The sequence below is a fragment of the Kitasatospora sp. MBT63 genome, assembly GCF_000710465.2.
Lineage (GTDB): Bacteria > Actinomycetota > Actinomycetes > Streptomycetales > Streptomycetaceae > Kitasatospora.
The window spans coordinates 15,761-25,119 of record NZ_JAIZ01000846.1 but is presented as its reverse complement, the minus strand read 5'-3'; the positions used below and the strand labels follow the sequence as shown (position 1 = coordinate 25,119).

The window sequence follows — 9,359 nt, the reverse complement described above, 5'->3', positions numbered from 1 at the left end:
TGGGCCGGCCCGGCGACCGGTCGCCGGGCCGGCCCGGCCGAGGAGGGTTCGGTCAGGGCAGGAGTTCGACGTACCCGTCGGTGCCGTGCACGCGGATGCGCTGGCCGTCGCGGATCAGCCGGGTGGCGCGGTCGACGCCCACGACGGCCGGTAGGCCGTACTCGCGGGCGATCACCGCGCCGTGCGTCATCAGGCCGCCGACCTCCGTCACCAGGCCCGCGATGGCCACGAACAGCGGTGACCAGCTGGGGTCCGTGTGCGCGGTGACCAGGATGTCGCCCGCTTCGAGATCGGCCTGCGCCATGTCGAGGATGACGCGGGCCCGGCCCTCGACGGTCCCGGCCGAGACCGGCAGGCCGACCAGGGCGCCGTCGGGCACGTTCTCGCGCCGGTACGCGCCCGCGACGGCCTCGCCGTCCGAGGTGAGCACCCGGGGCGGGGCGAGCGTCTCGTACGACCGGAAGGCCTCCTTGCGGTGCTCGATGAGGCGGCCGTCCAGCCGGTGGGTGCGGACGAGGTCGTGGAACTCCTGGAAGGTGAGGTGGAAGACGTCCTCCGCCTCGCGCAGTACGCCGGCCCGTACGAGTCGCCCGGCCTCCTCCAGCAGGGCCTGCTTGTAGACGGAGTATCGGCTGACGATGTTGTACTTCGGGTACTCGCGGTACCCGACGAAGGCCCGGACCTGGTCGATCATCCGCTTGGTCCGGTCGGCCTTCCGCTCCCCGTCCGGCAGGGCCCGCAGGCGGGTCAGGACGTCCCGTTCCTTCTGCTCCGCCTGCTGTCGCCCCTGCTCGAAGTGGCGTTCGGCGGCGCCCGGTTCGAAGAGTCTGACGTTGTCGAGGATCACGGGCACCAGCGTGCTGGGCCGCTCGTTCCACCGCGGCCTGGTGATGTCGATCTCGCCGACGCAGCGCATGCCGTACCGGTCGAGGTACCCCTCGATGGCGTCGCGCGCCTCGGTGCCACCCGCGAGTTTCGGCAGCCCGTCCAGGAAGTCCTCGTCCGTGACGCCCCGCAGGTACGCCACCACCTCCGGGTGCGGGCGGATCGCGTCGGCGACGTCCAGCAGCGCCAGGCCCATCTCGGACGTGATGTTGTCGGGCGCGGACAGGGTGAGCGTGTCGGCCGCGCTCTTCTCACCCAGCCATGCGAGCAACGTGTCGTTGAGCCACCAGGTGGCCTCCATCCCCGCCATGATGGCCTGCATGTTCAGCGGGTCGCCGAGGAGGCGCTTGTGCTCCTCGCAGGCGTCCAGCAGGAACTCGAACAGCGCCGGTCCGGTCTTCGTCCGGATGTCGCGCCGCAGGGCGGCGAGGGAGGCCCGGCTGCGTTCGATCAGCTCGGGGACGATGGCCGGGTCGGCGGTGGCCGGATCGGCGGTGGTCGGGTCGGATGTGCTGAGGGCGGGCGGCGCAGCGGTAGCTGTGCCGGTACCGGGGGCGGCACCGGGGTCCGGGAGAGAGGGGATGAAGTCGCCGCGGTCGAGGACGGTCTCCAGCGCGTCCCTGACCAGTGGATCGCCCTTGCCCATGAGGTCCAGGAGGCCGGCGCGGCTCGCGGGCGCCGCCAGGCGGCCGGTGACGTCGACGAACAGCCGCCCGCCCGCCTCGTGCATCGGCACCATGGCCGTCAGTTGCCACATCGAGAGCCCCAGGGGCCTCATGGCGTCGGTCATCATCTGCTGGTGGCCGACCGAGACGTAGAGGCGGTTCTCCGCGTCGCCGGCCTCGGGGACCGGGAACAGCGTGGTGATCGGCCGGCTCTGCACGATCCGGAAGTCGTCGTCGACCAGACACCACTCGATGTCCTGCGGGCGGCCGAAGCGCGCCTCGATCCGCCGCCCGAGCTCCACCAGCCGCAGGACCTGGGCATCCGTCAGCGACGGCTGCTCCTGCTGCTCCGGGGCGACCGCCACCTCCTGCGTGCCGCCGCCCGGCACGCCGACAATGGCGCGCTGTTTGGCGGCGACCGTCCTGGCGATCACCTCGCCGTCGCGGACCTTGAAGACGTCCGGGTTGACCAGACCGGAGACCAGCGCCTCCCCGAGGCCGAAGCCGGCGTCCACGGCGGCGACCTTCCGGTTGCCCGTGACGGGATCGGCCGTGAACAGGATGCCGGACGCATGGGGGAGGACCATCCGCTGCACGACCACGGCCATCTGGACCGTACGGTGGTCGATGCCGGCCCGCTGACGGTAGGTCACGGCCCGCTCGGTGAACAGCGAGGCCCAGCACCGGCTGATGTGCCGGAGGATCCCGGCCGGGCCCACCACGTTCAGATAGGTGTCCTGCTGGCCGGCGAAGGAGGCGGTCGGCAGGTCTTCCGCCGTCGCGCTGGACCGGACGGCGTACGCCGCCTGCTCACCGTGCCGGGCGAGCGCGGCGGTGACCGCGGCGGCGAGACCGTCCGGGACGGCGATCCCTTCGACGGTCCGGCGGATCTCCTCGCCGAGCGCGCGGACCGCCTCGCGGTCGTCCGGGCCCAGGCGCGACAGCCGGTCCAACTGGTCGACGACCGCCGGGTCCTGCGCCACGACCTGCCGGAAGGCCGCCGTCGTCACACAGAAACCGGACGGCACCCGGACGCCCTCGATCCCCGACAGCCCGCCCAGGTGCGCGCCCTTGCCGCCGACGACCGCGATCTGCGTCTCGTCGACCTCCTGGAGGTCCAGCACGTACTGCTCGCTCATCGCGACACCTCCGAAGTGGCCGTGTTCCGTCGCCGCTCACCGGCCGGCAGCCGCACCGCCGCTCCCGCCGCCGCTCCGGCAGCACCGCGTCCCCCGTACGTCGACAACAACACCCGCACGTCGTGTGCCCTCATTTCCGCAGGTAGTGGCTTCGGCCGACGATTCTGCGCCCTCACCGGGGCCTTGCCGCAAGCCCCCCGGTGCGCTATAAGTTAGGAGAGGCAAGGAGAGATGGATCTCCTTGCCTTCGCCATTTTCCGCCCGCCGGGACAGTGGAGCCGGACGCCTGGCGGCGGCGGCGCGCCGCGTACGGCGGTGTGTGCCGTGGCCGAGCCGGACCTACGCCGACGACCTCGACGATCCCCGCGCACCGGTCACCGCCGACCGGCTCTCCCGTCGCCTGCCGCTGCACCTGCCCCGACGGCTGGGTCTCCATCAGGACCCGCCGGGCTCTCACCGCCGACGCCGGCGAGCGTCAGGCTCTCATCGGCATCGCGGCCGGCTGCCCCGACGATGACCTCACCGTCACCCTCGCCCGAGGACATGAGTCCGGCCGACTTCGATCGGCCCAGGTCCGCGCCGGCCGGGGTGTCCACGGCAACGATGCGGAGAACCGGCGCCGCGCGGGCGGACTCGCGGCGCCGGCCGGTCGGCCGGCTTCTCCTCTCGTCGCCGATCCGGTGGCGTAGCCCCGCCTTCGCGATGAGGCCGACGATCCGGTGCCGGCCTTCGTGCCCAGGGGCGTGCTGTGGCGGAGCGGTCGGGTGTGTGAGCGGCTCGCGGCGTCCGGTGCGGCGGCGAGCCGGTGGGTACACCCGGTCACGGCTTCGCCGGGGAGGCCGGATGCGGCCGATCGGCCCGCGGGCACCGGGAGCCGGGTCGAGGCCGGTGGCCAGGTTCCGTGGGGAGGTGACCCCTCCACGCCTGGCACTGTGACGGAGGTCACGGACCGCGGAGAACCTGCGGGGCTCCGGCGCCGTCTGGCTGGTGTGAGATCACGCAGGAGAGCACTGGACGAGCTGGACGAGGAACGCCTCCTCCGGCTGGTGGCCAGGGGCGACCGCAGGGCGTTCGACGAGTTGTACCGGCGCACGTCGCCGTGGCTGGCGGTGCGGTTGCGCCGACGCTGCGCGGACGAGCAGATCGTCGCCGAGGTCATGCAGGAGACCTTCCTGGCGGTGTGGCGCGCCGCCGGCGCGTTCGCGGGGAGCGCGGCCGGCGGGACGGCCGTCGGGTGGCTGTGGACCATCGCGGCGCGCCGCCTGGTGGACGCCTTCCGGCGTCGTGCCCACCATGCCGACCCGCCGGCCGCAGCCGCCGAGCGGGCCGCGGTGCCCGCGGCGGAGGACGAGGTACTGGCCGCAACCGTCGGCGGGGACATCGGCGATGCGCTGCGCCAGCTGGCACCGGAACTGCGACAGGTACTACAGGCACTGGTACTCGACGGGCTGACGGTTCGGGAGACCGCCGTGCTGCTCCGACTGCCCGAAGGCACGGTCAAGACCCGCGCCCGCCGGGCCCGGATCGCGATGCGGGAGGCACTGGCATGAGCGGGGAACACGCCTCGATGCGCTTGATCGACGACTACGCACGCGGTGACACGACGATGGCCGCCGACGTGCTGTGGGCCCTGGAGTCCCATCTGGAGACATGCGCCCCCTGCCGCAGCCGCCTGGCGACCTCCGTGGCCACCGAGGCACCCGACATCGCCTCGCTCGTCGCCACCGTGCGGGCCGAGTTGGAACCGCAGCTGGACGCGGCCGTCCCGGCGCCCTCGTGGCGCCGGCGCTTCGGGCGGGTACCGGCCTGGCTCGCCCCGGTCGTGGCGCCGTGGCTGGCCATGACCCTCAGCATCACCCTGCTGGCGCTGCTGCTCGCCGTGGCCGCGCCGCCGATGCACCTGGGGGGTGCCCCGCTCGTCGTACTGATCGCACCGGTGCTGCCGCTGTGCGCGGTCGCCGCGTCGTGGTCGCCCGCCCTGGACCCGGCGCACGAACTGACAGCCTCCACCGCCCGTGCCGGCCTGCCCCTGCTCCTTCGACGCGCCACCGCCGCCCTGGCCGTGGTGGTGCCGGTGCTCCTGGTGGGGGGATGGCTGACCGGAGCCATGACGGCCGCGCAGTGGCTGCTGCCCTCCTTGGCCTTCACCTCCACCGCCCTGGCGCTGGGCAGCGTCATCGGGGTGACCCGCGCCGCCGTCGCGCTGGTGGCCGCCTGGGTCGTCGTCGCGGCACCCGCCTGGCTGGCCGGCGCCTTCCCCTCCGCCCTGCACCCGGATCACCTACCGGCCTGGGGCCTGCTCCTCGCGCTCGGCACCGGCGCCGTGATCGCCCGCCGCAACACCTACTCAACGCAGTGAAACCATCGTCGACCCTCGAAAGGGACCGCCGCATGACGCCCACAACGAGCGCGGCCGACACCGCGCCGAAGACCTACGCCTGGGAGATCCGGGCCACCGGCCTGAAGGTGCGGGCCGGCCGCAGGAAACTGGCCGTCGACGGACTCGACCTCGCACTCGGCACCGGCGCCCACGGGCTCCTGGGACCCAACGGGGCCGGAAAGACCACCCTGATCCGCTCGCTGGCCACCGTGCTGCGCCCCGCCGAAGGGGAACTGGAACTGTGCGGCACCCCCATGAGCGCCTCGGGCGACCTGCGGGCCCTGCGCCGCCGCATCGGCTACCTGCCGCAGGAGTTCGGCTACTACAAGCGGTTCACGGTCCGTGAGTTCGTCGAGTACATGGCCTGGTTGAAGGAAGTCCCCAAGGCCGACATCCCCGCAGCCGTCCAACGGGCCGTGGAACGGGTGGGCCTGGCCGACCGCGCCGACCACCGGATGAAGACCCTGTCCGGCGGCATGGTGCGCCGCGCCGGCATCGCCCAGGCCATCGTCAACGACCCCACCCTGCTGCTCCTGGACGAACCGACCGCAGGCCTCGACCCGGCACAGCGACTGCGCTTCCGCGAGCTGCTGCAGGAACTGGGCCGCGACACCTGTGTGGTGGTCTCCACCCACCTGGTCGAGGACGTCGCGGCCGCCTGCTCCGACGTGGTGCTCTTCGCCAAGGGCCGGCTCGTCTTCCAGGGCACGCCGCAGGACCTGGCCGCCGCGGGCCGCCCCGAACACCCGGGCGACAGCCCCCTGGAGCGCGGCTACTCGGCGCTCCTCCAGGGCTCCGGGCGTCAAGGGGGTGTCTGGTGAACGGGCGTCTCCTCGGCACCGAGCTCAAGCGGTCGGCCGCCCCGTGGCCCGGCCTCGTCGTTCTCGCAGGCAGCCTGGCGATCTTCTTCCTGATCGACGGAATCTGGTGGAGGGGCACTGCCGGGTGGACGGCCCACTGGACCCCCATGGCCCTGTGGACCCGATCCTGGTTGCTGTACTGGTGGCCCCTGGCGGCGGGCTTCGGGGCGGTGTACGGGCTGCGCGAGTCCCGCTCGCGGATGACCGAACTGGTGGCGACCACACCGCGACCGGCCTGGCGCCGTGCGACGCTGTCGGCCGCCGCCATGGCGATCCCGCTGGCGTCGGGTTTCGGCCTCCCCACCGTCGTGGGCGCCGTCCGTATGGCGCTCGGCCCCACCACCTACCTACCACTCGGCTGGCTGCCGATCTCGCTGGTGGCGGTGCTGGCCCTGGTCGCCGCCGCCGTGTTCGGCATGGGCATCGCGCGGGCCGTACCGTCGGTGCTCACCCCACCGGCGCTGGTGCTGAGCCTCCTGATGACGTGCATGCTCCTGCAGCAGAACGCGGAGGAGAAACTGCCGTCCGCACCCGGCCGGTTCGCCCTGCTGTTCCCGGCGACCGCGCAACCGCGGCAGATGCTGCTGACCCTGTCCGCTTCGGTGGACCTGGGTCAGGCCCTGTGGCTGCTCGGTCTGCTCACCACCGGACTCGCGCTGCTGTCGGCCGCGGGCAAGCGGGCCCGGCTGCTCGCAGCCACCCCCGCCCTGGCCGGTGCGGTCCTGGCCCTGCTGGTCTTCCCCGCCGACGTACGCGACACCTACGTCGTCGACAAGGCCGCCGCGGCCATGGTCTGCGACGGTCCGGTCTGCGTGACCCGGGCGAACAGCTCACACCTGCCCGAACTCGCGACGCACGGCAGGGAGGCACTGCGCCGGATGCGCGACGCCCTGGGCGAGCAGGCTCCGACGGAGATACGGGAGAACACCGGGTTGCGCGCGCTCGGCGACCACCGCGAACTCACCGGTGGCGTCGTGCTGGTCGACTTCGACGACCCGCTGATCGCCGAGGCGTCGGGCGACGGACTGACCCGCGTCCTCGTCGCCCAGGGCCTGGTGCCGAACTGCGCGGCGCGCACCCCCTGGGAGAGCGGTGGGCTGGCCGACGTCCCGGTCCAGAGCATCGCCGCGAGCTGGGCCCTCGGCGATCACCGGCTCCAGCCGCTGCGGACGCCCGACGCGTACTCGCAGCTCAGCTGGGAGAACGCCGAAGCATCCTGGGCGAAGCTGACGGCCCTGCCGGCGGCCGAGCAGCGTTCGCGGATCGCCCTGGCGCATGCCGCCGCGCTCTCGTGCCAGGACAAGCGCGCGGCACTGACGGGGGAGACGTCCCCATGAGGTGGCTGACGCTGTACGCGCGTTCACGGCAGGTGCCGACCTCGGCAGCCGCGGTCGCACTCGTCGCACTGGCGCTGTGGGCCTTCACCCACGGCAGCGGCAGGGGCCCGGCGGACCTGGGGATCGCGCTCCTGGTCCTCGCCACGAACGTGGCGGCCGCTTCCATCGGACTCGGCGGGCAGGACGACCTGCTGGACCGGACCGCCGCGATCCGGTGGATACCCCGCAGGGCAGCACATGTGCTGCTGATCGGGACGGCCGCGGGTGCGGCGCTGCTGGCGGTCCAGGCGGCCGGGCCCGACCTCGCCCCGGCCTCGCTCGTCGTCCGCGACAGCGCCGGCCTGGCCGGCCTGGCCGCGCTCGGGGCGGTGCTGTGCGGGGCACCGTTCGCGTGGACCCTGCCGACCGGGTGGCTCGCGTACTCCCTCCTCGCCCCGGCTCCGGACGGCACCGTGGGACGGGTGGTCGGCTGGATGATCACTCCACCGGGCACGGCTGCGTCGACTGCCACCGCGTGGGCCCTCCTGGCGACCGGCACCGCGCTGTACGCCGTCGCCGGACCGAGACGGTAGCGGACGGTAGCGCACACCCCCGACGCCGAGCACTCCGGTCGGCGAACCTCACCGACACCCCTCGCGGGCGGGTGGTGCCGTCAGTGGTGAGCTGGCGTTGGGGCGAAGGGGCCGTCGAGTGCTGCCCATTGCAGGAGCATGATGGTCTTGGCGTCGGTGATGCGCCCGTCGCGGGTCATGGCGAGGGCCTCGGCGAAGGGCAGTTCGAGGACCTCGATGTCCTCGCCGTCCTCCTCGAGTCCGCCGCCGGTCCCGGTCCGGTCGGCCGGGGTGTAGGCGGCGGCGAAGAAGTGGAGGCGTTCGGTGACGGAGCCGGGGCTCATGTAGGCGTCGAGGACGTGGGTGAGCGGTCCGAGGGTGACGCCGAGTTCCTCGGCGCTCTCGCGTCGGATGGCGGTCGTGGGGTCGTCCGCGTCGAGCAGCCCTGCGGCGGCCTCGATGACCATGCCGTCGGGCGGGATCGTCAGGCGGGACCGTCAGGTGCAGTACAGGCCGTTGAACGGCTCCCCGAAGCCGAGTTGTTGCGGCATCAGTTCGTAGTGCTCGAGGCCGTCCCGTTCGGCGGTGCCGTCGATCAGCCCCCACCGCAGCCCGTGCGCGTCGACCGCGAAGGGGCGGATCCGGATGGAGCCGTACGTCACGCCGCGCAGACCGTCCAGCAGCTGCGCCAGTTCACGCTCCGCCGTGTCCACGTCGGCGGTGGGGCGGAAATCGGTGCCGAGGTGGTTGCCCTCCGGGTCGAAGCGGTGCAGCAGCGCCATCGTGCAGGCCAGGCCGCTCGCTCCGGTGACGTCGCCGAAGAACTGGCCGTCCTCGTGGGTGCCGATCCAGCGCGTGCGGGCGTGCGGCTCGTGGGCGACCGGCACCTGGCGGGCCGGGAAGTCGAGCTTCTGCCACTCGACCAGGCCCTGCCAGCCCGGCTCCACCGCCGTCCACCCCCAGAGGAGTTGCTCCGTGACCGCCCAGGTCTGGTGGCCGACGGCCTGGTGGTGCCCGTCCGAGGAGCCGAACCGGTGCTCCACCTGCCAGGCCTCCGGCCCGTGGCGGTACGCCTGGATGTACAGCTGATCGCCGCGCAGCACGCACAGCCAGGGGTGCTCCGCGCTGACCCGTTCCTGCGCCGCCCAGGTCAGCTCGTCTCGTTCCGGCCGGCGGAGGCGGGAGCCGTCGGCGAAGTCGATCACGATCTCATCGGTCCTGTGCACGCCCGTACGCTAGCGCCCGGCACCGACAGCCGTCGTCGTGCAGGGCGTACCGGCGCCCATACGTCCGCGGCGGGTGCCGGGTCGGTGTCCTCAGCCCGGCGCGGCGGCCCCCGGGTCGGCGGCCAGGTAGGTGCGGTAGGCGTCGGCCACGTTCAGGAGGTAGCGGCGGGCGGCGGCCCGGTCGTGGTCGTCGAGGTCCTCGCCGGCCTGGTGGACCAGGCGCAGCAGGGGGGCGAGCTCGCCCATCACGTGGTCGAAGCCGTCGGCGGTGACGTCGAGGACCTGGCGGCGGCCGTCGCTGGGGTGCGGCTCGCGG

General features: G+C 73.2%; 8 protein-coding genes and 1 pseudogene. 5 read left to right on the top strand and 4 right to left on the bottom strand.

Annotated features, from left to right (window positions below; translation table 11 throughout):
- Positions 1-52 precede the first annotated feature (52 nt).
- On the bottom strand, positions 53-2,689 hold the full coding sequence (rph, locus tag AA75_RS44585; RefSeq protein ID WP_033826293.1) for a rifamycin-inactivating phosphotransferase: 2,637 nt from the start codon (positions 2,687-2,689) through the stop codon (positions 53-55).
- A 989-nt stretch (positions 2,690-3,678) separates the two neighbouring features.
- Between rph and AA75_RS44580 the strand changes: the two genes are divergently transcribed.
- The 5 genes from AA75_RS44580 to AA75_RS44560 are packed head-to-tail and all read left to right on the top strand — an operon-like array spanning position 3,679 to position 7,838.
- Positions 3,679-4,239 (top strand): RNA polymerase sigma factor, encoded by a 561-nt coding sequence (locus AA75_RS44580; protein ID WP_033826292.1) that lies wholly within the window; start codon positions 3,679-3,681, stop codon positions 4,237-4,239.
- Positions 4,236-5,048 carry a zf-HC2 domain-containing protein gene (locus AA75_RS44575; RefSeq protein WP_033826291.1) on the top strand — a complete coding sequence of 271 codons (813 nt, stop codon included), beginning with the start codon at positions 4,236-4,238 and terminating at the stop codon, positions 5,046-5,048. The genes AA75_RS44580 and AA75_RS44575 overlap by 4 nt, the downstream gene beginning before the upstream one ends.
- 32 nt (positions 5,049-5,080) lie before the next feature.
- Positions 5,081-5,890: an ABC transporter ATP-binding protein gene (locus AA75_RS44570; RefSeq protein ID WP_033826290.1), complete on the top strand. Its 810-nt coding sequence runs from the start codon at positions 5,081-5,083 to the stop codon at positions 5,888-5,890.
- Positions 5,887-7,266, top strand: a complete 1,380-nt coding sequence (locus AA75_RS44565) for a hypothetical protein (protein WP_033826289.1) — start codon at positions 5,887-5,889, stop codon at positions 7,264-7,266. The genes AA75_RS44570 and AA75_RS44565 overlap by 4 nt, the downstream gene beginning before the upstream one ends.
- A complete protein-coding gene (locus AA75_RS44560; protein WP_033826288.1) occupies positions 7,263-7,838 on the top strand; it encodes a hypothetical protein in 576 nt (191 codons plus the stop codon). The genes AA75_RS44565 and AA75_RS44560 overlap by 4 nt, the downstream gene beginning before the upstream one ends.
- Positions 7,839-7,918: 80 nt before the next feature.
- Here the strand turns inward: AA75_RS44560 and AA75_RS44555 are convergent.
- From AA75_RS44555 to AA75_RS50725, 3 genes and pseudogenes are all read right to left on the bottom strand, one after another.
- Positions 7,919-8,293, bottom strand: a pseudogene (locus AA75_RS44555) (NUDIX domain-containing protein); the annotation flags it as partial.
- A gap of 21 nt (positions 8,294-8,314) precedes the next feature.
- Positions 8,315-9,043 (bottom strand): hypothetical protein, encoded by a 729-nt coding sequence (locus AA75_RS44550; protein WP_149038726.1) that lies wholly within the window; start codon positions 9,041-9,043, stop codon positions 8,315-8,317.
- Between the two features lie 90 nt (positions 9,044-9,133).
- The coding region (locus tag AA75_RS50725) for a hypothetical protein (protein WP_033826286.1) at positions 9,134-9,359 on the bottom strand (226 nt) is incomplete at its 5' end.

Bases quoted from the DNA above. Each gene is read 5' to 3' on its own strand.
- AA75_RS44570 (WP_033826290.1), top strand. From the start codon at position 5,081: ATGACGCCCACAACGAGCGCGGCCGACACCGCGCCGAAGACCTACGCC.
- AA75_RS44560 (WP_033826288.1), top strand. From the start codon at position 7,263: ATGAGGTGGCTGACGCTGTACGCGCGTTCACGGCAGGTGCCGACCTCG.
- rph (WP_033826293.1), bottom strand. From the start codon at position 2,689: ATGAGCGAGCAGTACGTGCTGGACCTCCAGGAGGTCGACGAGACGCAG.
- AA75_RS44575 (WP_033826291.1), top strand. From the start codon at position 4,236: ATGAGCGGGGAACACGCCTCGATGCGCTTGATCGACGACTACGCACGC.